Raw genomic sequence first — 24,557 nt, 5'->3', positions numbered from 1 at the left:
TCCTGACGTTTTCCCCATGCTGTCGTCGCTTCCTGGCCTCTCCTCGCTGCTGCCCTCGCTGCCCGATTACGCGGAGCTGCACTGTGTGTCGAACTTCACGTTCCTCACCGGCGCCTCGCATCCGCAGGAACTGATCGCGCGCGCATTCCAGCTCGGCTACAGCGGGCTGGCGCTGACCGACGAGTGCTCGGTGGCGGGCACGGCGCGCGCGCATCACGCCATCAAGGTGCTGCGCGAGGAGATGTGGGAGGCCGTGGCGCGCAGCGCCCGCCGGCTGGCGGCGGGGCAGGCGGACGGCGAGTTCGATGATGCCGAGCTGGTCCATGCCTTCACACCCGATGGAATGGAGGGGATGGACGATGTGGACGACATGGAGGAGGGCGACCCCGACGCCTTGCCGCTCATCGGCGACCACCCGGACGACCACCCGGGCGACCACCCGGACGACGACCCCGATGCCGCCGCGCACCGCCACCGCGTGCTGGAGGCGCGCGCCGCCGCCGCCGATGCGTTCAACGTGATCCTCGGCAGCCGCTTCACGCTGACGGCCTCCCCCGGGCAGCCCCCCGAGCCCTATGCCATGCCCATGCCGCCCCCGCGCCTGCTGCTGCTGGCGCAGAACCGCGAGGGCTTCGGCAATCTCTGCGAGTTCATCACGCTGGGCCGCACGCGCGCGGAGAAGGGCAGCTATCTGCTGTATCCGTCCGACCTCGCCAGCCCCGAGCCGGATCAGGCGCACCTGCGCGGCATGCCCGATTGCCTCGCCATCCTGCTGCCCGACTACTGCGCCGATCCCGATGTGCTGCGCGCGCAGGCGCTGTGGTGCCGGGAGACGTTCGGGGCGCGCGTGTGGATCGCGCTGGAACTGCTGCAGGGCCATGCCGAGGCGCTGCATCGCACCCGGCTCCAGGCCGTGTCGGCGGAAACCGGCGTGCCGCTGGTGGCGGCGGGCGCCGTGACCATGCACGTGCGCTCACGCAAGCCGCTGGCCGACGTGCTGACCGCCATCCGGCTCGGCCAGCCGCTGCCCGCCTGCGGCATGGCGCTGGCGCCCAATGCCGAGGCGCACCTGCGCATGCGGCAGGTGGTGTCGCGGCTCTATCCGCGCGAGGCGCTGGCGCAGACGCTGAAGATCGCCGAGCAGTGCCGGTTCTCGCTGGACACGCTGCGCTACGAATACCCCGAGGAACTGGTGCCCGACGGCGAGACGCCGATCAGCTACCTGCGCAAGGAGGTGGAGCGGGGCAGCCGCGAGCGCTTTCCGCACGGCATGGAGCCCGAGTGGGAGGCGCAGCTTGAGGGCGAACTCGAACTGATCGAGGAAAAGCACTACGAGCCGTTCTTCCTGACCGTGCACGACATCGTGCGCTTCGCGCGCCAGCGCGGCATCCTGTGCCAGGGCCGGGGCTCGGCCGCCAACTCGCTGGTCTGCTACTGCCTGCATATCACCGAGGTGAGCCCGGAGCAGGCCAACCTGCTGTTCGGCCGATTCCTCTCGCGCGAGCGCGACGAGCCGCCCGATATCGACGTCGATTTCGAGCACCAGCGGCGCGAGGAGGTGATCCAGTACATCTACGAGAAGTACGGCCGGCATCGGGCCGCGCTGGCGGCGTCGCTGATCACCTATCGCTCCCGTAGCGCGCTGCGGGACGTGGGGCGCGCGCTCGGCATCGACCCGAGCGTGGTGGAGCAGGTGGTCAAGGGCCAGGCGTGGTGGGATGGCGGCACGGCGTTCCTGGAGCGCATTACGCGCTACGGCCTGGACCCCGACTCCCCGGCCGTGCGGCAATGGGCGAGCCTGACCGAGCAGCTGCGCGGCTTTCCGCGCCATCTGTCGCAGCACGTGGGCGGCTTCGTGATCGCGCGGCACAAGCTGTCGCGGCTGGTGCCGATCGAGAACGCGGCCATGGCCGACCGCAGCGTGATCCAGTGGGACAAGGACGACCTCGAATCGCTGGGGCTGCTCAAGGTGGATGTGCTCGCGCTCGGCATGCTCACCGCCATCCGGCGCGCGCTGGCGATGATCCCGAATCCCGAGCCCGAGCGGGCCGGGCTGCCGTGCCGCATGGAAGACCTGCCCGAGACCGACGACGCCACCTACGACATGATCTGCAAGGCGGATACCGTGGGTGTGTTCCAGATCGAGTCGCGCGCGCAGCAGTCGATGCTGCCGCGCCTGCAGCCGCGCAAATATTACGATCTCGTGGTGGAGGTGGCCATCGTGAGGCCGGGACCGATCCAGGGCGGCATGGTGCACCCCTACCTCAAGCGGCGCGAGGCGCTGCGCCGCACCGGCAAGCTGCCGACCTACTTCAACGACGTGATCCGCCGCGTGCTGGGCCGCACGCTGGGCGTGCCGATCTTCCAGGAGCAGGTGATGCAGCTCGCCATCGACGCGGCCGGTTTCACGCCGGGGCAGGCAGACCAACTGCGCCGCTCGATGGCGGCGTGGCGGCGGCGCGGCGATCTCAAGAAGCACCAGGATGCGCTGGTGCGCGCGCTGACCACGCGCGGCTATCCCGAGTCCTTCGCGCTGGCCATCTGCAAGCAGATCGAGGGGTTTGGCGAGTACGGCTTCCCGGAGAGCCACGCGGCGAGCTTCGCGAAGCTGGTCTACGTGAGCGCGTGGCTCAAGTGCCATCATCCCGATGCCTTCCTGTGCGGCCTGCTGAACAGCCACCCGATGGGCTTCTATTCGCCGTCGCAACTGGTGCAGGACGCGCGCCGGCATGACGTGGTGACGCAGCCCGTGGACGTGACCGTCAGCGGCTGGGAGAGCGCGCTGGAGGCCCGCCGCCCCGGCCAGCGCTACCGCGACGTGCGGCTGGGGCTGGGCCGCGTGCGCGGCATGCGCGAGGATGCCGCGCTGCGCATCGAGGCGGCGCGGGCCGAACGGCCGTTCGAGAGCGTGGAAGACCTGGCACGGCGCGCGGGGCTGGACAAGCACGACATCGACGTCCTGGCGGCGGCCGACGCGCTGGTGTCGCTGGCCGGCCACCGGCGCCAGGCGCGTTGGCTGGCGCGCGGCGCGGCGGTGCAGTCCGTGCACCGCGACCTGCTGCACGAGGCACCCCCGGCCGAAGCCGAGCTGCTGCTGCCCGAGCCGAAGATCGGCGAAGACGTGGCCGCCGACTACGCCAGCCTGGGGCTCTCCCTGAAATGCCACCCGCTGACCCTGCTGCGCCGCCGCCTGACGGCGCTCAAGTTCCTCACGGCGCAGCAGCTATCGCGGCTGGGCAACGGCCGCCGCGTGCGCGCGTGCGGCATCGTCACGGTGCGCCAGCGCCCCTCCACGGCCAACGGCACCATTTTTACCTCCATCGAGGACGAAACCGGGCCGATCAACGTGATCATCTGGCCCGACCTGGTGGAGCGGCAGCGCAAGGAGGTGCTCGGCGCCAAGCTGCTGGGCGTGATCGGCACCTGGCAAAGGCAGGGCGAGGTCAGGCACCTGGTGGCGCAGGAACTGGTCGACCTGAGCCCGCTGCTGGGCAAGCTGATGGCGGAGAGCCGGGATTTTCATTGAGGGATGGCCGGCGAGCATCGTATCCGTCGCCCGTAGCACCTACACTTAGGCAACCGCGCCGCGATCGGCCAGCACGATCTGCCCGGTTTTTCGGCTTTCCCCCACCTCAACGAGGAGATGCGTCATGGCAACATCGCCCAATCCGTTTACCGATTTCACCAAGTTGCTCGAACAGTACAAGCTGCCCGGCGTCGACATGACGGCGGTGATCGAAGCCCGGCGCAAGGATATCGACGCCATCACGGAGGCCAACAAGATTGCCTACGAAGGCATGCAGGCGCTGGTGCAAAAGCAGGCCGAGATCCTGAGCCAGAGCATGCAGGAGATTCAGGCCGCGGCCCAGAAGCTGACCGCAGGCGGCGATCCTGCCGCGGCCATGGCCCGGCAGGGCGAGTTCGTCCAGCAAGGCTTGCAGACGGCGTTCAACAACATGCGCGAACTGGCGGAAATGGCCCAGAAATCGCAAGCGGAAGCGCTGGCCGTGATGACCCAGCGCGCCGAGCAGAACATCGAAGAGGCCAAGCGGCTGATGAAAATGCCCGGGAAGTAAGCGACGGGTAACGACGATCCGGGCCCGGCCGGGGGTGCCCGCCCAGGCCCGCTCAGGCCCGCACCGGCAGCCGGGGCGTGAACCGCAGGTGCTGGATCTCGCCGCCCTTGCCCACCAGGATCGTGGCCTCGGGGATTTCCTCCCAGACGCCTTGCACGTCAATCAGGGGCTCGGACAGCACCAGAAAGGCGTCGTCGCCGGCGGCGATGATGCGCGGGTCTTCCGGATAGAGCGCCCGTAGCTGCCGGAACGAGGTGCTGTGGAACAGCGAGCGCGACGCGTTTTCGCTGGAATAGCGCACGGCCACGATCTGCTGGCCGTCCATGACGCAAACGGTCATGTTCAGCGGGTGCTCCACGTCGTGGCGATGCCCCACCTCCTCGATCAGGCCGGCCATCTGCTCCAGCGCGCCGCGCGGGTCGCGCTCCAGCCCGAACGTCAGCGCCAGGAAGAACATCACCTCGGAGTCGGTCGAACCCTCGATCCAGCGGAACAGATGCGGCGCCACCGCCATCATCAGGTCGCGCCGCACCAGCGGAAAGTCGCGGATCAGCCCGTTGTGGACGAACAGCCAGCGCCCGAAGCGGAACGGGTGACAGTTGGTTTCCTGGGTGGGCGTGCCGGTGGCCGCCCGGATATGAGCGACGAACAGGGGCGCCCGCACCGCCCGGGCGGCCTCGCGCAGGTTGGTGTCGCTCCACGCCGGGTGCAGGCCGCGATAGCGGAACGGCAACTCCGAATGCCGCCCGTACCAGCCCACGCCGAAGCCGTCGCCATTGGTCGTGGTGTGGCCCAGCCGGGAGTTCAGGCTCTGGTCGATCAGGGAGTGCTCGGGCTGGAACAACACAGCCTCGAGCGGGACGGAACGGCCGGAATAGGCCAGCCAGCGGCACATGGGGGCGTCTCCTGTGTGTGGGCTCTCCACTTCAGGATAGCAACTACGCGCGTGTTGTGACGGATGCGACCGATGGTAGTCGTGCTGCGGCGCAATATCGGGCCGCGTTAGGTCTTCTCCGGCATGGCCGACGAATGGTGGCTGGTGATCAGCCACTGCGTGCCGTCCCAGCGGTAGGTGTAGGTGTAGCGCGCCTTCACCGTGGCGCCGGTTCGGGCGAAGGTGAAGGTGTAGAGCCCGGCATCCACGGCGGTGTTGCAGCCGATTTCGATGGTGCGGAAGTCGATCTTGCCGGACGGCCCGCTCTGCAGGAAGTGGGTGAAGTAGTCCTCTTTCTCGGCCGGTGTCACGCGCGGCTTGTTGGACACCGTGGCCAGCAGGATCGATCGTTCCGCGTAGTTGGCCACCACCTTGCGGGGGTCGCCGGTCTGCAGGGAGCGGTTCCAGCGGTCGAACAGGGCCGAGATTTCCTGCTCGGAGGTCGCCTTGCAGTTCTCCGTGCGCGACGCCTGTGTGCTGCCGGGCGTACCCGGGCTCGTGGCGCAGCCGGCAAGCAGCAGGGCCAGCGCAGCAGCAATCTGGTAGCGCGCCATGACGGTCTCCTCAGGCCCGGGATTGAGCCTTGAATACTAGGCGTGGGCGCGGCAGGTAACGGCGCCGGGGCTGGCGAGTCTGTGCGGTAGCGCACGGATGGCGGGGGCGCCGGCCTTGACGTGGCGCGCTACAGCTCCAGCACCAGCTTCCCGCCGCCCACCGCGCGCGAGCAGCAGGCCATCATCCGGCTGTTCGCCTCGCGTTCGCCGCGCGTGAGCACCACGTCGCGATGGTCGATCTGGCCCGCCAGCACGCGCACCTCGCAGGAGCCGCACAGGCCTTCCTCGCAATCGCTCTGCACGTCGATGTTGGCGCAGCGCAGCGCGGTGAGCAGCGTCTGGTGGGCGGGCACCTCCACTGTCAGGCCGGAATCCTTGAGTTCGACGGTGAACGGCTGTTCCCGCGACGGATCGAGCGTGCCGAGTGCCGAGACGAAGTGCTCCACGCGCAGCGCATCCTCCGGCCACGCGGCGCAGTGGTCTTCCAGCGCCGCGATCATGCGCGCCGGGCCGCAGGCGTAGATCTGCGTCTGCGGGTCGGGCGTGCCGAGCAGCGCGGCGAAGTCGGCGCGCTGGCCTTCGTCGCCCGCATGGACGTGCAGCCGGTTGCCATGCAGCGCGGCCAGTTCCTCGCGCAGGGCCATGCTGGCGCGCGAGCGGCCGCAGTAGTGGAACGTATAGTCGATGCCCAGGTCGCGGGCCCGCCGCGCCATCGCGCTGACCGGCGTCACGCCGATGCCGCCGGCGATGAAGATCGCCTTGCGGCAGCCCTCGTCGAGCCGGAAATGATTGCGCGGGCCACGAATGCGGAGCCGGTCTCCCGCGCGCAGCACGTCATGGACCCAGGCCGAGCCGCCCCGGCTATCGACCTCACGCAGCACGGCGATCTCGAAGGCGCCCGCGTCGGCCGGATCGCCGCACAGCGAATACTGGCGCGAAATCCCCGTATGGCCGCACTCCACGTCGATGTGCGCACCCGGCGCCCAGCGCGGCAGCACCTTGCCATCGGGCGCCACCAGCCGCAGCCGCACCACGTTGTCCGCCACGGGGTCGATCCGCTCTACCACCACAGTGCGGGCGATGGCTTGCCCGGAGGGCTCGCCAATCCGCACGGCGTCGCGCCAGTCCAGCACGGACGGATCGGTGCGCTCGGGATTGCGCGCCGGGTCCCATTCGACCCAGAGATGCTCCGGCCCCCGGAACGAGGTGTTCGGCACGTAGCTGAACGACTGCTCGGCCAGCCGCAGATGGGGCAGCCGGCGCGTCAGCTCCTCCAGAAAGACCTGCATCTCCATGCGCGCGAGGTTCTTGCCCATGCACTGGTGCGAGCCGTAGCCGAAGGTCAGCTGGTCGCTGGCATTGTCCCGGCGGATGTCGAACAGGTCCGCATCGGCGAAATGCCGTTCGTCGTGATTGGCGGACGAGGTGACGATCAGCAGCTTGCTGCCGGCCGGCAGGGCGATGCCGCCGACCTGCGCATCCCGCGTGACCAGCCTGCGCCAGGCCGCCACCGAGCCGTTGTGGCGCAGGCATTCCTCCACCGCATTGGGGATCAGCGCCGGGTCCGCGCAGATCTCGCGCCAGGCATCCGGGTGCTGGAGCAGCAGCTTGATCGCGTTGGCGGACGCATTGGCCGTGGTCTCGTGCGCCGCCACGATGCCCGCCATCATCATCGAATGGAGGTAGGAGTCGGTGACCACCTCGGGCAGCTCGCGCTGCTTGCGCAGGCCGTACTGCATCCAGCCGGGCGCGTCCGGGTTCTCGCGCATCTTGTCGAGGATCTTGCCGGCGAGCTGCCAGAAATTGCCTACCGCGTGCGCCACGGCCACCTGCTCCTCGGGCTTGGGGCGGCCCCAGGTGTTCACCGTATGGGCGATCGAATATTGGCGCAGCCGGTCCATGTCCTCTTCGGGCACGCCGAGGAAGTGCAGCGCCACGGTCAGGGGCACTTCCCAGAGCATCTGGTCGACCAGGTCAGCGCGTCCGCTGTCGATGAATCGATCGACGTATTCGCGCGTCAGTTGCCGCACCATCGGCTCATGGTGGGCCAGTTCGGCGGGCGTGAACGGCTCCATCAGCGCGCGGCGGCGCGGCATGTGGGCTGGCTCGTCCTCGTTGACCAGCGTGCGGTTCATCGCATAGCCATAGGAGGCCAGCACCGCGTTGGCCGCGTCGCCCGTGGGTGTAATCTTCTCCAGCGCGATGGACGGGCTGAAGGTCAGGTTGTCCCGGAAGATCGCCTTGATGTCGTCATAGCGCGTAACCACCCAGTAGCCCAGCTTCGGGCTGTAGAACACCGGCTCCTGCTCGCGCGACCAGCGCACGTAGTCGGGCGGGTCCTGCTGGTAGCCGTCCTCGAACGGATCGAACGTGGCCGCGTGGGCGCTCACCGGGCAGCCGTTGGGCGCCCGCAGCGCGGTGTGGTCGATGGGACAACCGCCCGGACGGGCGGCGGCGGACGAGAAAGACGGGGGCGTGGCGGATGACGACATACAGCGAACCTCAGTTATCGAGCGTGATCTTCAGGTCGTGGATCAGCTTGGTCCAGCGCGCAATCTCGCTGCGCAGCAGCTCGCTGTATTGCGCCGGGGTGTTGCCGACCGGCTCCACGCCGAAATCGACCAGCTTCTTATGGATGGCCGGCTCCTTGATGGCCGCCACCACCTGCTTGTTCAGCGTGGCGATCACCTCGGGCGGCGTGGCCGCCGGCACGACCATGCCGACCAGCGCGGCGGCTTCCACGTTCCGGTAGCCGAGTTCGGCGAAGGTCGGCACGTCCGGCAGTTGCGGCAGGCGCGTGGCGTTGGCCACGGCCAGCGGGCGCACCTTGCCGCCCTTGATGAAGCCGGCGCCGGCGGCGTAGTCGACCATCATCGCGGGAATCTGGCCGGCCGCCACGTCGGACAGCGCGGGCGCCGCACCGCGATACGGCGCGTGGGTCATGGTCAGCTGGGCCTCCACCTTGAGCAGTTCCATGGCCAGGTGGTGCGGGCTGCCGGCCCCGGCGGACCCGTAGTTCACGCCGCCCGGCGCGGCCTTGACCTGGGCGATGAACTCCTGCGCGGTCTTGGCGGTGGTGCCCGGCCCAACCACCAGGATCATCGGGAAGCGGCCCAGCAGCGTCACCGGCGCGAGGTCCTTGGCGGGGTTGTACGACAGCGTCTTGTAGAGCGCCGGGTTGAAGACCAGCGTGCCGTTATCGGCCGAGAGCACCGTGTAGCCATCGGCTGCCGCCCGCGCCGTCTCGGACGCGCCAATCGCCGTGTTGCCGCCCGGCTTGTTGTCCACCACCACGGGCTGGCCGACCTTGGCGGAGAGCCCCTGCCCGATGGTGCGGGCGAGGAAGTCCGAGCCGCCGCCAGCGGGGTAGGGCACGATCCAGCGGATCGGCTTGCTCGGATAGGCGTCGGCGGCGTGGGCCGAAGGGAAGGCAGCGGAAAACGCAAAGGTCAGGGATGCCGCGATGAGGCCGGCAGCGCGATGGCGGGGCATGGGTGCTTGTCTCCTTGGTATTTGGCCGGATAGTATGTGGCCTTGTTTTGCGTAAATCATATACGCAATGCGTAATCGTTGAATGGGGGTTAACCCAACGCCATGCCAGCCATACCCGACATTCCCGGGAGTCCTGAGCCCGAAGCCCGCCCCCGCGAACGCCGCCAGCGCGTGCAGGCCGCCGAGACCGGCATGGCCGTGCTCAAGGGGCTGGCGCGCCTGGGCGGCCGTGCCAGCCTGACGGCCATCGCGGCCCATATCGACGAAAGTCCGGCCAAGGTGCATCGCTACCTGGCGAGCCTGATCGAGGAAGGGCTGGTGGCGCAGGAGAGCGGCACGCAGCAGTACCACCTGGGGCTGGAGGCGCTCCAGATCGGGCTGGCCGCGATGCGGCAGTCCGACCCAATTCGGCTGGCCGAGGCGTCGCTGATCCGGCTGCGCGAGCGGCTGGAGATCACCTGTTTCATCTCGGTGATGGGCAACAAGGGGCCGACCATCGTCCGGTTCGAGGAACCGGCTCTGCCGGTGACCGTGAACGTGCGGGTGGGATCGGTGATGCCGCTGCTGTGGTCGGCCACGGGCCGCGTGTTCCTGGGTTTGCTCGACGACCAGCGCGTGCAGGCGCTGGCGGAGGCGGAACTGCGGGCGGCCACGCCGGAGCAGCGCGCGCTGCTTGACGCCCAGGACCCGCTCGGCCCGCTACGCGCGGCGGTGCGCGCCGATGGCTGCGCGGCCGTGCGCGATACCAATCTGAAGGGGATCAGCGCCGTGGCGGCGCCGGTGCGGGACTACACGGGGCGGGTGTGCGCGGTGCTGACCGCGCTGGGTGCCACGGGCGGCTTCGACCCATCGATCGACGGGCCGACCGGCCGCGCGGTGCGCGAGGAAGCGGCGGCGGTGAGCACCTTGCTGGGCTTCGCCGCCTGATTCCTGCCTGATTCCTGCGCCCGGGAAAGGGTCTTACTCGGGACGCTTGGGGATGTTCACCGCGCGCTGCACGGCGGGGCGGGCCAGGAAGGCGTCCAGCACACGGCGCACTTCGGTGAAGTCGTCGAATCCGACGAGGCTGCCGGCCTCGTAGAAACCGACCAGATTGCGCACCCACGGGAAGGTGGTCATGTCGGCAATCGTGTAGTCATCGCCCATGATCCACTGCCGGCCCTTGAGCCGCTCGTTGAGCACGCCCAGCAGCCGGCGCGACTCCGCGACGTAGCGGTCACGCGGCCGCTTGTCCTCGTAGTCCTTGCCGGCGAACTTGTGGAAGAAGCCGATCTGGCCAAACATCGGCCCGATGCCGCCCATCTGGAACATCACCCACTGAATCGTCTCGTAGCGGGCCGCCGGGTCCGTGGACATGAACTTGCCGGTCTTCTCGGCCAGGTAGATCAGGATCGCCCCCGACTCGAACAGCGCCAGCGGCTTGCCGCCCGGCCCATTCGGATCGAGGATCGCCGGGATCTTGTTGTTCGGGTTCAGCGACAGGAACTCGGGCGTGGTCTGGTCATCCTTGTCGAAACGCACCAGATGCGGCTCGTAGGGCAGGCCCAGCTCCTCCAGCATCAGCGAAACCTTGATGCCGTTGGGGGTGTTCAGCGAATACAACTGCAGGCGCTCGGGATGCTGCGCCGGCCACTTGCGGGTGATCGGGAAGGCGGACAAATCTGCTGCGGCCATGCACGGGCTCCTGTCGGAATCTTGGGAAGATCCGCGATGGTAAACCGGATGGCGGAATGCTGCCGGGGCGAATCCAGCGCACTCTAGAAAACAAAACAGGCCGCAAGAGCAGCCCGTCTTGTTACGCATGCATCACAAGCGCGAAGGCTTTCACCCCTTCAACACGTCCCCGATCGCACTCGCCACCACCCCCACATTGCGCTCGTTCAGCCCCGCCACGCACATGCGGCCGGAACGGAGGATGTACACGCCGTGCTCGGCCTTCAGGCGTTCGACCTGATCGGCGGAGAGGCCGGTGTAGGTGAACATGCCGCGCTGGGTGATGTAGCGGGAGAGGGCCTCGCCGCTGACGTGGTCGCGCAGTTTGTCGTGGATGGCCTGGCGCATGTGGGCGATGCGCTCGCACATGGCGGCCAGTTCCTGCTCCCAGCTGGCGCGCAGGGCGGGCGTGGTCAGGACGCGGGCGACGACGCGGGCGCCGTGGGTGGGCGGGTTGCTGTAGTTGGCGCGCACGGCGCCGGTGAGCTGGCCCAGCACGCGGCTGGCTTCGTCGGCGCTCTGGCAGATCACGCTCAGGCCGCCGCAACGCTCGCCGTACAGCGAGAAGTTCTTCGAGAACGAGTTGGCCACCAGCGCCGGCACGTTCTGGCGGGCCAGTTCGCGCACGGCGAAGGCGTCGTCGTCGAGCCCCGCGCCAAAGCCCTGGTAGGCCATGTCCACGAAGGGCAGCAGCTTGCGCGCCTTGAGCACCGCGATGACCTGGCGCCACTGGTCCTGGTTCAGGTCCACGCCGGTCGGGTTGTGGCAGCAGGCGTGCAGCAGCACGATGCCACCTTGCGGAATGGCTTCGATGGCCGCGAGCATGGCGTCGAACTGCAGGCCGCCCGTGGCGGGGTCGTAGTACGGGTACGCATTGACCTGGAAGCCGGCGCGCTCGAAGACCACGCGGTGGTTCTCCCAGCTCGGGTCGCTGATCCACATCTGCGCGGTGGGGAAGTAGCGCTTCAGGAAGTCGGCGCCCACGCGCAGCGCGCCGGAGCCGCCCAGCGTTTGCACCGTGGCGACGCGGCCTTCGGCGCGGGCCGCGCAGTCTTCGCCGAACACCAGCGCCTGCACGGCCTGGCGGTAGCCGGGAATGCCGGCCATCGGCAGGTAGGGGCGCGGGCCCATGTCCGCGAGCAGCGCGGCTTCGGCTTCGGCCACGGCCTGCATCACCGGCAGGCGGCCTTCGCCGTCGAAATAGATGCCGATGCTCAGGTTGACCTTGTTGGTACGCGGGTCCTGCTGGAAGTCCTCGTTGAGCGAGAGGATCGGATCGCCCGGAAAGGCTTCGATGTGTTCGAACATGGGAAAGCTCTGGCTGTGTTTCAGGGGGCGGAGACTCATTGCGCCTGCACGCTCGGGGCGCGCAGCGCGGCGGCGGCGTTCTTTTGCCGGAGGCGATAGCTTACGCCAAGTACGCCAAGCCATACCGGAATCAGGTAGACCGAGATCCGCAGGCCGGGTGTCAGATACATCACATAAAGGATGCCGGCGAGGAAGGCGAGGGTCAGGTAGTTGGTCAGCGGATAGCCCAGGCTCTGGAAGCGCGTGGTCTGGCCGGCCAGGCGCTTGTCGCGGCGGAATTTCAGGTGAATCAGGCTGATCATGGCCCAGTTGATGATCAGGGCCGATACCACCAGGCCCATCAGCAGCTCGAAGGCTTCGCCCGGCATGAAGTAGTTGATCAGCACGCAGGCGCCGGTGGCCAGCGCGGACACGCCCAGCGCGGCCAGCGGAATGCCGCGGCGGTTCACCTTCATCAGCGCCTTCGGCGCGTTGCCCTGCTGCGCCAGGCCCAGCAGCATGCGGCTGTTGCAGTAGACGCCGCTGTTATAGACCGACAGCGCCGCCGTCAGCACCACCAGGTTCAGCACATGGGCCACCGCCGCGCTATCCAGCGCGTGGAAGATCAGCACGAACGGGCTGCCGCCGGTGACGACCTTCTCCCACGGGTAGAGCGACAGCAGCACCGCCAGCGCGCCCACGTAGAAAATCAGGATGCGGTAGATCACCTGATTGGTGGCCTTGGGGATGCTCTTCTCGGGGTTGTCCGCCTCGGCGGCGGTAATGCCCACCAGTTCCAGGCCGCCGAACGAGAACATGATCACGGCCATCGCCATCACCAGGCCGCCCAGGCCGTTCGGGAAGAAGCCGCCGTGCTGCCACAGGTTGGCCACGGAGGCCTCCGGGCCCGCGCCGCCGGACATCAGCAGATAGCCGCCAAAGCCGATCATGCCGACGATGGCCGCCACCTTGATGATCGAGAACCAGAATTCCATCTCGCCGAACGACTTCACGCTCGACAGGTTGATTACGTTGATCAGCACGAAGAACGCCAGCGCGGAGATCCACGTGGGCAGCTCCGGCCACCAGTACTGCACGTAGATGCCCACGGCCGACAGCTCGGCCATGCTCACCAGGATGTAGAGCACCCAGTAATTCCAGCCGGACATGAACCCGGCGAAGTGGCCGCAGTATTTATTGGCGAAGTAGCTGAAGGAGCCGGCGACGGGCTCGTCCACCACCATCTCGCCAAGCTGGCGCATGATGAAAAACGCGACGATGCCGGCCAGCGCGTAGCCGAGCAGCACGGCCGGGCCGGCCATCTTGATGGTCTGGGCGATGCCCAGGAACAGCCCGGTGCCGATGGCGCCACCAAGGGCAATCAGCTGGATGTGACGATTCTTCAGGCCACGCTGAAGCGTGCCGTCCTGTTGGGGGGCGTGCATGGGTTTGTGTCCTCTACCTATCTGGCCACTCTGGTGGAATGGCGATCACGTCTCTTTTGACCCGGGAGGTCGGACGCTATGAAAAGGCCGCCGGCGCGGGTAGCTCCGGCGGCGGGGAGGGGTCAGGCGTCCCGGGAGGACGCCGGACCAGGTGAAACAGGTGAAACGGGAAACGGAGGGAGGGTCAGACCTTGAGCGTGCCGCGCTCGATCTGGTCGCGCTCGAGCGATTCGAAGAGCGCCTTGAAGTTGCCTTCGCCGAAGCCTTCGTCGCCGGCACGCTGGATGTATTCGAAGAACACCGGGCCCAGCGCGGCCTTCGAGAAGATCTGGAGCAGCAGGCGGGGCTTGCCGCCCTCGGTGGTGCCGTCCAGCAGGATGCCGCGCGCCTTGAGCTGGTCCACCGGCTGGCCGTGGTCCGGCAGGCGGTTGGCCAGCGCGTCGTAGTAATAGTCGTTCGGCGCCGTCATCAGCTCCACGCCGGCCAGTTGCAGGTTGTCGATGACCTCGATCAGGTTGTCCGTCAGGAAGGCGATGTGCTGGATGCCCTCGCCATTGAACGCCATCAGGAATTCCTCGATCTGGCCGCTGCCCTTGGACGACTCCTCGTTCAGCGGAATGCGGATCTTGCCGTCCGGCGCCGTCATCGCCTTCGAGGTCAGGCCGGTGTACTCGCCCTGGATGTCGAAGTAGCGGATTTCGCGGAAGTTGAACAGGCGTTCGTAGAAGTTCGCCCAGTAAGCCATGCGGCCACGGTAGACGTTGTGCGTCAGGTGATCGATCAGGCGCAAGCCATGGCCCACCGGGCGGCGGTCCACACCGTCCAGGAATTCGAAGTCGATGTCATAGATCGACTTGCCGTCCTCGAAGCGGTCGATCAGGTACAGCGGTGCGCCGCCGATGCCCTTGATCGCGGGCAGGCGCAGCTCCATCGGGCCCGTGGCGATCTCGATCGGCTGGGCGCCCAGCATCAGCGCGCGGTTGTACGCCTTGTGGGAGTCCTTCACGCGGAAGGCCATGCCGCAGGCGCTCGGGCCGTGCTCGGCGGCGAAATAGGCGGCCTCGCTGTGTGGCTCGTTGTTGATGACGAAATTGATGTCGCCCTGGCGGTACAGCAGCACATCCTTGGAGCGGTGGCGGGCCACCAGCGAGAAGCCCATCTTTTCGAACAGGGGCTCCAGAACGTTCGGCGTCGGCGAAGCGAATTCGACGAACTCGAAGCCCATCAGCTGCATCGGGTTTTCAAAGAGATCGGCCATGGTGTGCTCTACAAGGAAGTGGGGGCAAGGGAGTCCAGCACGGGGCTGGCAATCGTATTTCAGCGACTTTCAAAGCCGTCCGAACTGGAATCGAGTGTATAACCCGCGCCAGTAAATAGGATTTCGTTCGGGACGCAGGGAAACCCTGAAATATGAGATAAGATTTCGCGAAATCGCGTTCTGAGGAAACGGAAATGCAGAATACCGAGCTAGACCGCACGGATCGCCGCTTGCTGGGGGTGCTGCAGGAGAACGGACGGGCCAGCAATCTGGAGCTAGCGGAGGCGATCAGCCTGTCTCCGGCGCAGACGCTGCGGCGTCACCGGCGCCTGGAGGAGAACGGCATCATCAAGCGCTACGAGGCGCGGCTGGACAGCACCGCGCTGGGCTTTGGCGTCACCGCGTTCATCCATGTGACGATGGAGCGCGGCCATATCCGCGACCTGTCGAAGTTCAAGGGGCTGGTGGCGGAGCTCGCCCAGATCCAGGAGTGCTTCTCCGTCACCGGCGATATCGACTACGTGCTGAAGGTGGTGGCCAAGGACCTGAAGTCGCTGTCCGACTTCCTGCTGGACACGCTGATGCGCATTCCCGGCGTGAGCGGGGTCAAGTCCAGCGTCTGCCTGGACGAGATCAAATGCACCAGCGCGATGCCGCTGGAGGCTTGATCGGTGCGATCAGTGCGTCACTGACGCGCCGTCGATCTGCGCCATCGCCTCGGCAATCGCCTGCGCGTCGGCAGGGCGCACCAGCCGGGCCACTTCCTGGCCATCGCGCAGGAACACCAGCGTCGGCCACAGCTTCACGCGGAACGCGCGGCCGAGCGGGCGCCCGCTGCCGTCTTCAACCTTGATATGCCGGATGGACGGATGCTTGCCGAACGCGGCCTCGATCAGCGGCTGGGCGCGCATGCAGAAGCCGCACCACGGCGCGCCGAACTCCAGCAGCGTGGCACCCGGCAGCGCGTCGATCTCCGCGCGGGTGGGCTCGGTGGCGGCAAAGGCCTTGGTCATGCTCATTCTTGGGTCTCCGTCGAGGCTTACCCCTTTCGGGGCAAGTAAGGGCAAGCGAGAACCGCGCCAGAGGCGCTGCCGTCATTCTGCCAGCGGCAGCGCCGCCGCGTGCAGCGTGCCAATACCGGTTTTTGCCATCGGCGCGACAGATTTACGTGCCGGGGTGTCGATTTCCCACCACGTCGGCAGCAACGCCTGCACTTCCGGCCGGCCGAAGCGGTCGTCGATCAGCCACACCACGCCCCGATCCTCACGCGTGCGGATGACCCGCCCGGCGGCCTGCACCACCTTGCGCAGCCCCGGATACAGGTAGGCATAGGCGTAGCCGTCGCCAAACGCGGCTGCCATGCGCTCGCGCAACTGCTCGTTCACATCATTAACCTGCGGCAACCCCAGTGTGGCCACGAAGGCGCCGATCAGACGGTCGCCGGGCAGGTCCACGCCTTCCGAGAACACCCCGCCCAGCACCGCGAAGCCGATGCCGCGCCCGCCCGGCGCGAACTGGCCGAGGAACGCGGCCTGCCCCGCCTCGTCCATGCCGCGCGCCTGGGCCCAGATCGGAATCTCCGGATGCTGCGCGGCCAGCAGATCGGCAGCCTGACGCAGGTAGTCGTGGCTGCTGAAGAAGGCGAGGTAGTTACCGGGTCGCCGCGCGTACTGGTCGGCCATCAACTGCACGATGGCCGGCAGCGAGCGCTGGCGCTGGGTATAGCGCGTGGAGATATGGCGGGCGATGTGCACGTCGAGCTGGTCCGCGTGGAAGGGCGAGGGCACCTCCACCCAGACCGCGCTGGCGGGCAGGCCGAGCATGTCGGTGTAGTAGTCCGCCGGCTGGAGCGTGGCCGAGAACAGCGTGGTGGCATGCGCGCCGGCAAAGCGCGGACGCAGGAACGGCGCGGGCAGCAGGTTGCGCACGCAGAGCTGGGCCTGCACGCCGCCGCGCGGGCCGGGCGTGCGCGTGATCTCGAACAGCGAGTGCTGGCCCCCGTGGTCGGGTAGCTGTTCGGTCAGGCGCAGGAAGTGCAGGGCGTCGAAGTAGAAGCGCTCCAGCGTGGCGTCGTGCTGGCCGGGATGGGCGCTCAGATGTTCGAGGATCGCGCCGCATAGCTGGGCCAGCGCCTCCACCAGCGTGCCGGGGGCAGTCGAGTGGGTTTCGAAGTTCGCGCGGGTTGACGATTCGGCCCGCGCCAGCGCCTGCCATGCCCGATGGACGCGGTTCACCGGCCGCGACAGCGCCTTGGGCGCAGCCAGCCGCGCGCCCCGGAAGGCCGCGGGGTCGAGCGTGGCCGTGTACATGGCGCGACCGCGCTCCACCAGATTGTGGGCCTCGTCCACCAGCACGCTGGCGCGCCAGCCGTTCAGCACGGTCAGCGCGTACAGCATGGCGCTGCGGTCGAAGTAGTAGTTGTAGTCCGCCACGACCAGATCGCTCCAGCGGATCATCTCCTGGGCGAGGTAGTAGGGGCAGACGCTGTGCTGGCGGGCGATCCCGCGCACGGCGTCCCGGTCCAGCAGCGGCACGGCGGCGGCGGCTTCGCGGGCGGCAGGCAGGCGGTCGTAGAAGCCCTGCGCGAGCGGGCAGGATTCGCCGTGGCAGGCCAGATCGGGGTGTTCGCACGCCTTGTCGCGGGCGGTCAGCTCCAGCACGCGCAGGGGCAATGGGTCGCAACCCCGGTCGCCCTCGCTCCGAAGTTGTGCGGCGGCCTGCAATGCCACCGCGCGGCCCGTGGTGCGGGCGGAGAGGAAGAACAGCTTGTCGAGGCGCTGCCCTGGCATCGACTTCAGCGCCGGAAACACCGTGCCGATCGACTTGCCGATGCCCGTGGGCGCCTGCGCCAGCAGCGTGCGCGCCGCCACATTGGCCTTGTAGACCGACTCCGCCAGCACGCGCTGGCCGGGCCGGAAATCGCCATGCGGGAAGGTCAGCGCCGCCAGCCCGGCATCGCGTGCCTGACGGTGGGCGATCTCGCGCTCGGCCCATTGCAGGAAGCGTCGGCAACTGGCCTCGAAGAAGGCACGCAGCGTGGCGGCGTCGTGGCGCTCCTGCTCCACGCGTTCGCGCTGGCTCAGGATGTCGAAATAGACCACGGCGATGTCGATCTCGGCCAGCCCACGCGTCTGGCATAGCAGCCAGCCGTAGACCTTGGCCTGCGCCCAGTGCAGTGCCCGGTGGTTGGCGGGCACCTCGACCCCTTCGCCGCGCACCGTCTTGATTTCCTCGAGGCGATTGGCGGCGGGGTCGTAGCCATCGGCGCGGCCCCGCACGTGCAGCCCTTCGAACGTGCCGGAGAGGGACACCTCGGCCTCATAGCCCGCGCCGCGCCGGCCCGTGACCACGCCGTGGCCGGCCACGCCTTCCTGCGCGGTGGGCGAAGGCGTGAAGCGCAGGTCGAGGTCACCCGCCTTGGCTGTGAACTCGCACAGCGCCCGCACGGCAACCGTGTAGCGGGGCAGAGCACGCGATTCTGGGATGGATGTGGCGGACAAGGCGCAGCAGGCAAGGGCAACGAAAGAACTGTATAAATATACAGTCTTTGCGCCGGAAGGAAAGCACGCGACGCTATCGAAACCTGCTGAAACTTGCCGATGGCGTTGCCACTTCGCACAGGAGAGCCGATGTCCCGCTTCAAGATCGCCACCTTCAATATCAACGGCATTCGCACCCGCCTGCCGGCGCTGCTGGACTGGCTGGCGCGCGAGGCGCCCGACGTGGCCTGTCTCCAGGAACTGAAGACCATCGACACGGCGTTTCCGATCGACGAGATCCGCGCCGCCGGCTACGGCGCCATCTGGCACGGGCAGAAGTCCTGGAACGGCGTGGCCATCCTCGCCCGTGGCACGGACCCGATCGAGGCGCGCCGCGGCCTGCCCGGCGACGAGGCCGACACCCACAGCCGCTACCTGGAAGCCGCCATCAACGGCGTGCTGGTGGCCTGCCTCTACCTGCCGAACGGCAACCCGCAGCCGGGACCGAAGTTCGACTACAAGCTGGCGTGGTTCGAGCGCCTGATCCGTCACGCACAGGGTTTGTATGACAGCGGCCACCCGGTGGTGCTGGCCGGCGACTTCAACGTGGTGCCGACCGACGAAGACATCTACAACCCGCGCTCGTGGCTCAAGGACGCGCTGCTGCAGCCTGAGAGCCGGGAGTGCTACCGCCGCCTGTTGGCGCAAGGCTGGACGGACGCCCTGCGCACGCGCTACCCGGACGAGCGCATCTACACCTTCTGGGATTACTTCCGCCAGCACTGGCAGACCAACTCGGGGCTGCGCATCGACCATCTGTTGCTGAATGCCGAACTGGCGCCGCGCATGGTCGATGCCGGTGTGGACAAATGGGTGCGGGGCGAAGCGCGCGCGAGCGATCACGCGCCGACATGGATCGAACTGGATCTGGGGGAGGTGCCGGCGAAGAAGGTGCCGGCAAAGAAGGTCGCGGCCAAGAAAGCCCCCGCCAAAACGACAAAGGCGCCCGCCGCAAAGCGACGGGCGCCACGCGCCTGATGCCGGAGGTTGGACCTTACACCGCCACGGCCTCTTCGGCCTTTGCCGATACCGGTACCGGGTGCGCCACGGCGCCAAGCAGCATATCCGCCGCCGCGTCCAGGCGGTCACTCGACCCCGACATCCGCGCCGTGATCATCCCGTTCTGGATCGCGCCATACAACACCTTGGCGAAGGCCGACGGCGGCAGCGGGTAGGGCTGGCCACGCTCGGCTTCGGCGCGGCGCAGCAGCTCGGCAATCCACGCCTCGTGCATGCGGAAGTGATCCTGCAGCAGCGCGCCGATGGCCGGCGGCAGCATCATCACCTCGGCGGACAGCATGCCGACCAGACAGACCTGCCCGTTGTCCGAGCCGCCACGCAGCGGCTCGATATAGCGCTGGGCCTGCTCGGCCAGCGGCAGCGTGGTGTCGATGGCCCCGATCCGCGCCGTGGCGGTCTCGCGGTAGCACCGCACCACCTCCAGTACCAGGTCGTCCTTCGACGGAAAGTAGTAATGGATGCTAGACGTCTTGACGCCAACCAGCTCCGCCAGATCGCGGTAGCTAAAACCGTTGTAGCCCCGGCGCCGAATCAGCACTGACGCGTGTTCCAGCAATTGCTCGCGTACGGGTTGCGTTTTCATGGCGACTGTCTCCCTTATGGGAGACCCTCCGGTTCATGCCGCCGCCGATCAGATCGGATCAGATCAGACCGACAGCGACTGCGCGACGAGAGAAAGCAGTGATCCGCTGGCAATGCAGAGCACTACCCATCCGCCCAGGATCAGGGCGCTGTCACGCAAACTCATGATGAAACTCCTTGTTCGATCTAGGCCGTGCGCCCGGTTTCGCTACCAGGCGATTACCGGGCGCGCGGCGCTGCACTAGGCTCAGGCCAGCGCGCCGTCGGTGTACACGTCGAAGGTGCGCGACGGTTCGCTCGACACACCGGTGCGGTCCAGGCCAGCCACGATGCGGGCGCCGTCCGTGTACGGGTCGAACTTGCCGGCACGGGCGCCGTCGGTGAAGGCATCCACCGTGCGGGCCGGGCTGGCCGAGACGCCCTGGGTGTCCAGGCCGGCAACGGTGCGGGCACCATCGGTGTACGGGTCGGTCTTGCCGACGCGGGCGCCGTCGCTGAACGGGCTGCGTTGGTCATTCACGCGGGCACCGTCGACAAACGGGTTGCGGGGTTCGTTCACGCCGCTGGCACGGGCGCCATCGGTGAAGGGGCTGCGCTGGTCGTTGACGCGATAGCTGTAACCGTAGACTTCGCCGGTGCTGTTACCGGGAGCGGCTTGGGCGGCGCCCGTCACGAAAGCGGCGGCGAGGGCGGCGGCGGAGAGGATGGTCTTGGCGTTCATGGTGTTGCTCCTTGTCTTTGGTTTGACCGGGCGATCTCGGTTAGAGGTGGATCGCGGGGCCGATGTCTTGCTGCGTTGTAACGGTCCTTGCTGCTGCTATCTACTGGTAGGTAGAGGGTCAGGGCTAAAAAAAAGACCGTCTTCCGGTACCAACCAACTACATGTACTGCGTGGACTTGGACTGCATCGCGGGGCTTGTTTCTGTTTGCCGGGTGGTGCAGCGCCGTCCATGAGCCAAATATTATCTACTACTAGATAGATAGGCAAGGACTTTTTAAAGAAATTTCGATTGTGGGGCAGAGGGGTGTCTGGTGTGCCGCGCATGTCTACATCGTAAATCGATGATTGATAAAGAAAAACGGCGCCGATCCCCGTGTGGATCGGCGCCGTCTGGCGACCTTGCGAACCCTCGGATCAGCGCTTGCCGATCGTGAAAGCGATCTCGCCGAGGCCGTCTACGCCACCCGTGACCACGTCGCCCGGGTTCAGCGCGCCCACGCCGGCGGGCGTGCCGGTGAAGATCACGTCACCCGGGGCCAGCGTCATGCTCTCCGAGATATAGGCGATCACATCGGCCACGGGCCAGATCAGTTCGTCGAGGTCGCCCTGCTGGCGGGCCTCGCCGTTGACCTTGAGCCAGATCGCGCCCTTGGCCGGATGGCCGACCTTCGACACCGGATGCAGCGGGCCGCAGGGGCCGGAAGCGTCGAACGCCTTCGACCAGTCCCAGGGGCGGCTCATCTTCTTGGCCACGTCCTGCAGGTCGCGGCGGGTGAGGTCGACGCCGACCGCATAGCCCCACACCAGATCCAGTGCCTGCGCCGGGGTGACGTTGGCGCCACCCTTGCCGATGGCCACCACGAGTTCGATCTCATGGTGCAGATTCTCCGTCAGCGGCGGATAGGCCACGGTGCCTCCGGCCGCCACCACGGCATCAGCCGGCTTGGTGAAGAAGAACGGCGGTTCGCGGTCCGGATCCTTGCCCATCTCGCGGGCGTGCGCGGCGTAGTTGCGGCCGACGCAGAACACGCGACGGATCGGGAAGCGGGCCTGGCTGCCGGCCACGGCCACGCTGGCCTGCGGGGCCGGCTGGATAACGAATTCGGTCATGTCTCGCTCTTCTCTTGTGGGTCTGGGTTTGATGGGGACGACTTGGCGATTACTTGGCGAACACCTGGCTCAGGTCGCCGAATGCCTTGAACTCGAGCGCGTTGCCCGACGGGTCCAGGAAGAACATGGTGGCCTGCTCGCCCACCTGGCCCTTGAAGCGCACATGCGGCTCGATCACGAACTTGGTGTTGGCGGCGCGCAGCTTGTCGGCCAGCGCTTCCCACGTCTCCATCGGCAGGATGGCGCCGAAATGGCGTACCGGCACATCGTCGCCATCGACCGCACTGGTGCCGCGATGGCCGCATTCGTCCGGCGAGAGATGCGCCACCACTTGATGGCCGTAGAAGTCGAAATCGACCCAGGCGTCGGAGCTGCGGCCTTCCGGGCAGCCCAGCAGGTCGCCGTAGAACTGGCGCGCGGCGGCAAGGTCGTGCACGGGGAAGGCAAGGTGGAACAGGGGCATCGTGCTCATGGCAATCCTTTCGTGGGCAGGGATGTTTTGATCTGTCGTTGATTGTAATCAGCAGAACTCGTAATATGAAACGAATGATTTCTGGTCTGAGTATCAGAGATTTCGATATGCGACTGCCTACGCTGCGACGCCCGTGATCCGCTACTTCCGCACCTTCCTGATGGCCGCCGAGACGGCGTCGTTTTCCGCCGCCGGCGCGCGGCTCGGCCTGACGCAGTCGGCGGTGAGCACGCAGATCCGCCGGCTGGAGGAGGATCTCGGCTACGCGCTGTTCGACCGCTCGGGCAAGTCCGTCGCGCTGAGCGAGGAGGGCCGGCAACTGCTGCCGGACGCCACGCGCTTCGTGGCGCTCTATGAGTCGATGAAGGGCAGCGCACAGGCGCGGCCGGACACGGCGCCGCTGGATCTGGGCGCGGTCTCCACGGTGCAGTCGACGCTGCTGCCCAAGGCGATGCAGCGCTTCCGCGTCGCCTATCCGGACACCCACGTCAACATCGTGCCCGGCATGTCCACGCAGCTGCTGACCCAGGTCGATGCGCGCGAGCTGGACATCGCCGTGCTGGTGAAGCCCCGTCTGGGGATTCCGCCTGAACTGAAATGGGTGCCGCTGCTGCACGAGCGCTTTGTGGCGATTGCGCCGGTGGGCGGCCCGGCGGACCTGAAGACGCTGCTCGCCACCGTGCCGTTCATCCGCTACAACCGGCATTCCACGGGCGGGCAGCTGGTGGACCGCTACCTCAAGCGGCACCGGCTGTGGGTGCGCGAAGGCATGGAGCTGGACGAGCCGGCCGTGATCCTGCAGATGGTGGGCGAGGGACTCGGCTGCGCGATCATCCCCGCCGATCTGGTGCCGTTGCGGCAGACGCCGAACATCGAGGAAGTGCCGATGCCCGGCCCGCCGCTGTTCCGCGAGATCGGCGTGCTGGTGCGGCAGTCGGCGCTCAAGCGCGCCCCGGCGGCGGCGCTGATCGACGCCTTCGTGGCCGTCGCACCGCCGCCTGCCCAGGCTGGCGAACCTGGCGAGGCCGGTGTTAAGCCTGCGCCGCCGCCTGAGGCGGGGTAGCGGCCGGCGCCTTGCGGCGCACCGCGAGCGCCATCAACGCAGCCACCAGGCAGGCCCCGCCCGCCACGTACAGTGCGGGCGAATAGGTCAGCAGCAGCGTGCGCGAGAGCCCTGCGCCGAACGCCGCCGTGGCCGCGCCGATCTGGTGGGCGGCGAAGATCCAGCCGAACACCATCGGCGCACGCTCGCGGCCAAACGTGGTGGCAGCCAGCTTCACCGTCGGCGGCACCGTGGCAATCCAGTCCAGGCCGTAGAACATCGCGAAGATGGACAGGCCGTAGAGCGTGAACTCCGAATGCGGCAGCCAGAACAGCGAGAGGCCGCGCAGCGCGTAGTACCAGAACAGCAGCTTGCGGCTGTCGTACCGGTCCGAAAGCCAGCCAGACAGGATCGTGCCGACGAAGTCGAATGCGCCCATCATCGCCAGCGCCGAGGCCGCCGGTACCGCCGTCATGCCGAAGTCCGCGCACAGGGCGATGAAGTGGGTCTGGATCAGGCCGTTGGTGGACAATCCGCAGATAAAGAACGTGCCGGCCAGCAGCCAGAAGGTCTGCGTGCGCGCGGCGTCGCGCAGCACGACGAAGGGGCCGCGCAGCGTTAGCGGCATGGGCGGGCCGGACGACGCCGGCGCCGTGCCGGGCAGTTCGCCGAACGCGGGCAGGCCGACATCGCCGGGCCGGTTGCGCATCAGCGCGAAGACGAGCAGTGCCAGCGCGGCGCAGGCCACGAGCACCGGAACCACCGCCGTGCGCCATCCCATATGCTCGATCAGCCATGCCGCAACCGGCAGGAACGCAAGCTGGCCGGTGGCCGAACTCGCCGTGAGGATGCCGATCACCAGCCCGCGCCGCGCGGTGAACCAGCGATTGGCCACCACGGCGGCCAGCACCAGCGCGGTCATGCCGGAGCCGATGCCGAGCATCAGCCCCCAGGCGACGAACAACTGCCACAACTCCGTGGCCACCGTGGCCAGCGCCATGCCGCCCGCGATCAGCGCGAGCGCTGCACAGACCACATTCTTCACGCCGAAGCGTTCCATCAGGATGGCCGAGAACGGCGCCATCAGGCCGAACAGCGCGAAGCGGAAGGCGAGGATCGACGAGATCTGATCGGTGTTCCAGCCCATCTCCTGCGTCAGCGGTTTCAGGAACGCGCCGGGCAGGCCGAGCGCGGCGGAAGTGGTCAGCATCACGCAGAAGGTGATGGAGGCAACGATCCACGCATAGTGGATGCCGCGCCGGTCCAGCCGGCTGGAAAGGGCTTGCGCAAACATGGGGGTCTTGGTTTGGGT

21 protein-coding genes are annotated in these 24,557 nt (G+C 67.5%); 6 read left to right on the top strand and 15 right to left on the bottom strand.

Features of this window, described 5'->3' with window-relative positions:
• The first annotated feature begins 16 nt into the window (after window positions 1-16).
• Window positions 17-3,526, top strand: coding sequence for an error-prone DNA polymerase (locus tag AC1EJR_RS05150; RefSeq protein WP_477113061.1), 3,510 nt, complete (start codon window positions 17-19; stop codon window positions 3,524-3,526).
• Between the two features lie 124 nt (window positions 3,527-3,650).
• A complete protein-coding gene (locus AC1EJR_RS05145; RefSeq protein WP_092294736.1) occupies window positions 3,651-4,076 on the top strand; it encodes a phasin family protein in 426 nt (141 codons plus the stop codon).
• A gap of 52 nt (window positions 4,077-4,128) precedes the next feature.
• Here the strand turns inward: AC1EJR_RS05145 and AC1EJR_RS05140 are convergent, their stop codons facing one another.
• The 4 genes from AC1EJR_RS05140 to AC1EJR_RS05125 all read right to left on the bottom strand — a co-directional run bounded on the left by AC1EJR_RS05140 (window position 4,129) and on the right by AC1EJR_RS05125 (window position 9,056).
• Window positions 4,129-4,971, bottom strand: a complete 843-nt coding sequence (locus tag AC1EJR_RS05140; protein WP_092294738.1) for a class II glutamine amidotransferase — start codon at window positions 4,969-4,971, stop codon at window positions 4,129-4,131.
• Between the two features lie 107 nt (window positions 4,972-5,078).
• A complete protein-coding gene (locus tag AC1EJR_RS05135) occupies window positions 5,079-5,564 on the bottom strand; it encodes a DUF4440 domain-containing protein (protein ID WP_092294740.1) in 486 nt (161 codons plus the stop codon).
• 128 nt (window positions 5,565-5,692) lie between these two features.
• Window positions 5,693-8,056, bottom strand: a complete 2,364-nt coding sequence (locus AC1EJR_RS05130) for a cytochrome P450 (protein ID WP_477113060.1) — start codon at window positions 8,054-8,056, stop codon at window positions 5,693-5,695.
• Window positions 8,057-8,066: 10 nt separating this feature from the next.
• Window positions 8,067-9,056 (bottom strand): Bug family tripartite tricarboxylate transporter substrate binding protein, encoded by a 990-nt coding sequence (locus tag AC1EJR_RS05125; RefSeq protein ID WP_092294743.1) that lies wholly within the window; start codon window positions 9,054-9,056, stop codon window positions 8,067-8,069.
• 102 nt (window positions 9,057-9,158) lie between these two features.
• Between AC1EJR_RS05125 and AC1EJR_RS05120 the strand changes: the two genes are divergently transcribed.
• A complete protein-coding gene (locus tag AC1EJR_RS05120; RefSeq protein ID WP_092294745.1) occupies window positions 9,159-9,983 on the top strand; it encodes an IclR family transcriptional regulator in 825 nt (274 codons plus the stop codon).
• A gap of 33 nt (window positions 9,984-10,016) precedes the next feature.
• Here AC1EJR_RS05120 and AC1EJR_RS05115 read toward each other — a convergent pair whose 3' ends face one another.
• The 4 genes from AC1EJR_RS05115 to hppD all read right to left on the bottom strand — a co-directional run bounded on the left by AC1EJR_RS05115 (window position 10,017) and on the right by hppD (window position 14,759).
• Window positions 10,017-10,730, bottom strand: a complete 714-nt coding sequence (locus AC1EJR_RS05115; RefSeq protein ID WP_092294747.1) for a glutathione S-transferase N-terminal domain-containing protein — start codon at window positions 10,728-10,730, stop codon at window positions 10,017-10,019.
• 150 nt (window positions 10,731-10,880) lie between these two features.
• A complete protein-coding gene (locus AC1EJR_RS05110; protein ID WP_092294749.1) occupies window positions 10,881-12,077 on the bottom strand; it encodes an amino acid aminotransferase in 1,197 nt (398 codons plus the stop codon).
• A gap of 35 nt (window positions 12,078-12,112) precedes the next feature.
• Complete coding sequence (locus AC1EJR_RS05105) at window positions 12,113-13,501, bottom strand: amino acid permease (protein ID WP_477113058.1); 1,389 nt, start codon at window positions 13,499-13,501, stop codon at window positions 12,113-12,115.
• Window positions 13,502-13,685: 184 nt separating this feature from the next.
• Window positions 13,686-14,759 carry a 4-hydroxyphenylpyruvate dioxygenase gene (gene hppD, locus AC1EJR_RS05100; protein ID WP_092294752.1) on the bottom strand — a complete coding sequence of 358 codons (1,074 nt, stop codon included), beginning with the start codon at window positions 14,757-14,759 and terminating at the stop codon, window positions 13,686-13,688.
• Window positions 14,760-14,953: 194 nt separating this feature from the next.
• Here hppD and AC1EJR_RS05095 point away from each other — a divergent pair, with 194 nt between their 5' ends.
• Window positions 14,954-15,427, top strand: coding sequence for an Lrp/AsnC family transcriptional regulator (locus tag AC1EJR_RS05095; protein WP_092294753.1), 474 nt, complete (start codon window positions 14,954-14,956; stop codon window positions 15,425-15,427).
• Between the two features lie 9 nt (window positions 15,428-15,436).
• Here the strand turns inward: AC1EJR_RS05095 and AC1EJR_RS05090 are convergent, their stop codons facing one another.
• Together AC1EJR_RS05090 and AC1EJR_RS05085 are read right to left on the bottom strand one after the other, a co-directional pair.
• The gene (locus AC1EJR_RS05090; RefSeq protein WP_477113057.1) at window positions 15,437-15,778 is read right to left on the bottom strand and encodes a thioredoxin family protein; all 342 of its coding nucleotides are present in this window, start codon (window positions 15,776-15,778) and stop codon (window positions 15,437-15,439) included.
• Window positions 15,779-15,853: 75 nt separating this feature from the next.
• Window positions 15,854-18,259 (bottom strand): ATP-dependent DNA helicase, encoded by a 2,406-nt coding sequence (locus AC1EJR_RS05085; RefSeq protein ID WP_477113056.1) that lies wholly within the window; start codon window positions 18,257-18,259, stop codon window positions 15,854-15,856.
• Window positions 18,260-18,388: 129 nt separating this feature from the next.
• Between AC1EJR_RS05085 and xth the strand changes: the two genes are divergently transcribed.
• Window positions 18,389-19,276, top strand: coding sequence for an exodeoxyribonuclease III (gene xth, locus AC1EJR_RS05080; RefSeq protein ID WP_477113055.1), 888 nt, complete (start codon window positions 18,389-18,391; stop codon window positions 19,274-19,276).
• Between the two features lie 16 nt (window positions 19,277-19,292).
• Here xth and AC1EJR_RS05075 read toward each other — a convergent pair whose 3' ends face one another.
• The 4 genes from AC1EJR_RS05075 to AC1EJR_RS05060 form a co-directional block, all read right to left on the bottom strand.
• Window positions 19,293-19,901: a TetR/AcrR family transcriptional regulator gene (locus AC1EJR_RS05075; RefSeq protein WP_092294759.1), complete on the bottom strand. Its 609-nt coding sequence runs from the start codon at window positions 19,899-19,901 to the stop codon at window positions 19,293-19,295.
• A 246-nt stretch (window positions 19,902-20,147) separates the two neighbouring features.
• Window positions 20,148-20,621: a copper resistance protein CopQ gene (locus AC1EJR_RS05070; RefSeq protein ID WP_441643713.1), complete on the bottom strand. Its 474-nt coding sequence runs from the start codon at window positions 20,619-20,621 to the stop codon at window positions 20,148-20,150.
• Window positions 20,622-21,035: 414 nt separating this feature from the next.
• A complete protein-coding gene (locus tag AC1EJR_RS05065; protein ID WP_477113053.1) occupies window positions 21,036-21,731 on the bottom strand; it encodes a fumarylacetoacetate hydrolase family protein in 696 nt (231 codons plus the stop codon).
• 49 nt (window positions 21,732-21,780) lie between these two features.
• Window positions 21,781-22,203 carry a VOC family protein gene (locus tag AC1EJR_RS05060; protein WP_092294765.1) on the bottom strand — a complete coding sequence of 141 codons (423 nt, stop codon included), beginning with the start codon at window positions 22,201-22,203 and terminating at the stop codon, window positions 21,781-21,783.
• Window positions 22,204-22,336: 133 nt separating this feature from the next.
• On the opposite strand from AC1EJR_RS05060, the gene AC1EJR_RS05055 reads away from it, so the two are divergent.
• Complete coding sequence (locus AC1EJR_RS05055) at window positions 22,337-23,266, top strand: LysR family transcriptional regulator (protein WP_092294767.1); 930 nt, start codon at window positions 22,337-22,339, stop codon at window positions 23,264-23,266.
• On the opposite strand, the gene AC1EJR_RS05050 is transcribed toward AC1EJR_RS05055, so the two are convergent.
• Window positions 23,235-24,539 (bottom strand): MFS transporter, encoded by a 1,305-nt coding sequence (locus tag AC1EJR_RS05050; protein ID WP_477113052.1) that lies wholly within the window; start codon window positions 24,537-24,539, stop codon window positions 23,235-23,237. The two genes, AC1EJR_RS05055 and AC1EJR_RS05050, sit on opposite strands and share 32 nt — an antisense overlap.
• Window positions 24,540-24,557 lie beyond the last annotated feature (18 nt).

The sequence above is a fragment of the Cupriavidus sp. 05T42 genome, from assembly GCF_056396345.1.
Note: the sequence above shows the minus strand (reverse complement) of the source record. Positions and strands in the feature narration are given on the sequence as shown.

Coding starts and splice junctions, on each gene's coding strand:
- AC1EJR_RS05150 (WP_477113061.1), top strand. CDS start 17: ATGCTGTCGTCGCTTCCTGGCCTCTCCTCGCTGCTGCCCTCGCTGCCC.
- AC1EJR_RS05145 (WP_092294736.1), top strand. CDS start 3,651: ATGGCAACATCGCCCAATCCGTTTACCGATTTCACCAAGTTGCTCGAA.
- AC1EJR_RS05140 (WP_092294738.1), bottom strand. CDS start 4,971: ATGTGCCGCTGGCTGGCCTATTCCGGCCGTTCCGTCCCGCTCGAGGCT.
- AC1EJR_RS05135 (WP_092294740.1), bottom strand. CDS start 5,564: ATGGCGCGCTACCAGATTGCTGCTGCGCTGGCCCTGCTGCTTGCCGGC.
- AC1EJR_RS05130 (WP_477113060.1), bottom strand. CDS start 8,056: ATGTCGTCATCCGCCACGCCCCCGTCTTTCTCGTCCGCCGCCGCCCGT.
- AC1EJR_RS05125 (WP_092294743.1), bottom strand. CDS start 9,056: ATGCCCCGCCATCGCGCTGCCGGCCTCATCGCGGCATCCCTGACCTTT.
- AC1EJR_RS05120 (WP_092294745.1), top strand. CDS start 9,159: ATGCCAGCCATACCCGACATTCCCGGGAGTCCTGAGCCCGAAGCCCGC.
- AC1EJR_RS05115 (WP_092294747.1), bottom strand. CDS start 10,730: ATGGCCGCAGCAGATTTGTCCGCCTTCCCGATCACCCGCAAGTGGCCG.
- AC1EJR_RS05110 (WP_092294749.1), bottom strand. CDS start 12,077: ATGTTCGAACACATCGAAGCCTTTCCGGGCGATCCGATCCTCTCGCTC.
- AC1EJR_RS05105 (WP_477113058.1), bottom strand. CDS start 13,501: ATGCACGCCCCCCAACAGGACGGCACGCTTCAGCGTGGCCTGAAGAAT.
- hppD (WP_092294752.1), bottom strand. CDS start 14,759: ATGGCCGATCTCTTTGAAAACCCGATGCAGCTGATGGGCTTCGAGTTC.
- AC1EJR_RS05095 (WP_092294753.1), top strand. CDS start 14,954: ATGCAGAATACCGAGCTAGACCGCACGGATCGCCGCTTGCTGGGGGTG.
- AC1EJR_RS05090 (WP_477113057.1), bottom strand. CDS start 15,778: ATGAGCATGACCAAGGCCTTTGCCGCCACCGAGCCCACCCGCGCGGAG.
- xth (WP_477113055.1), top strand. CDS start 18,389: ATGTCCCGCTTCAAGATCGCCACCTTCAATATCAACGGCATTCGCACC.
- AC1EJR_RS05075 (WP_092294759.1), bottom strand. CDS start 19,901: ATGAAAACGCAACCCGTACGCGAGCAATTGCTGGAACACGCGTCAGTG.
- AC1EJR_RS05070 (WP_441643713.1), bottom strand. CDS start 20,621: ATGAACGCCAAGACCATCCTCTCCGCCGCCGCCCTCGCCGCCGCTTTC.
- AC1EJR_RS05065 (WP_477113053.1), bottom strand. CDS start 21,731: ATGACCGAATTCGTTATCCAGCCGGCCCCGCAGGCCAGCGTGGCCGTG.
- AC1EJR_RS05060 (WP_092294765.1), bottom strand. CDS start 22,203: ATGAGCACGATGCCCCTGTTCCACCTTGCCTTCCCCGTGCACGACCTT.
- AC1EJR_RS05050 (WP_477113052.1), bottom strand. CDS start 24,539: ATGTTTGCGCAAGCCCTTTCCAGCCGGCTGGACCGGCGCGGCATCCAC.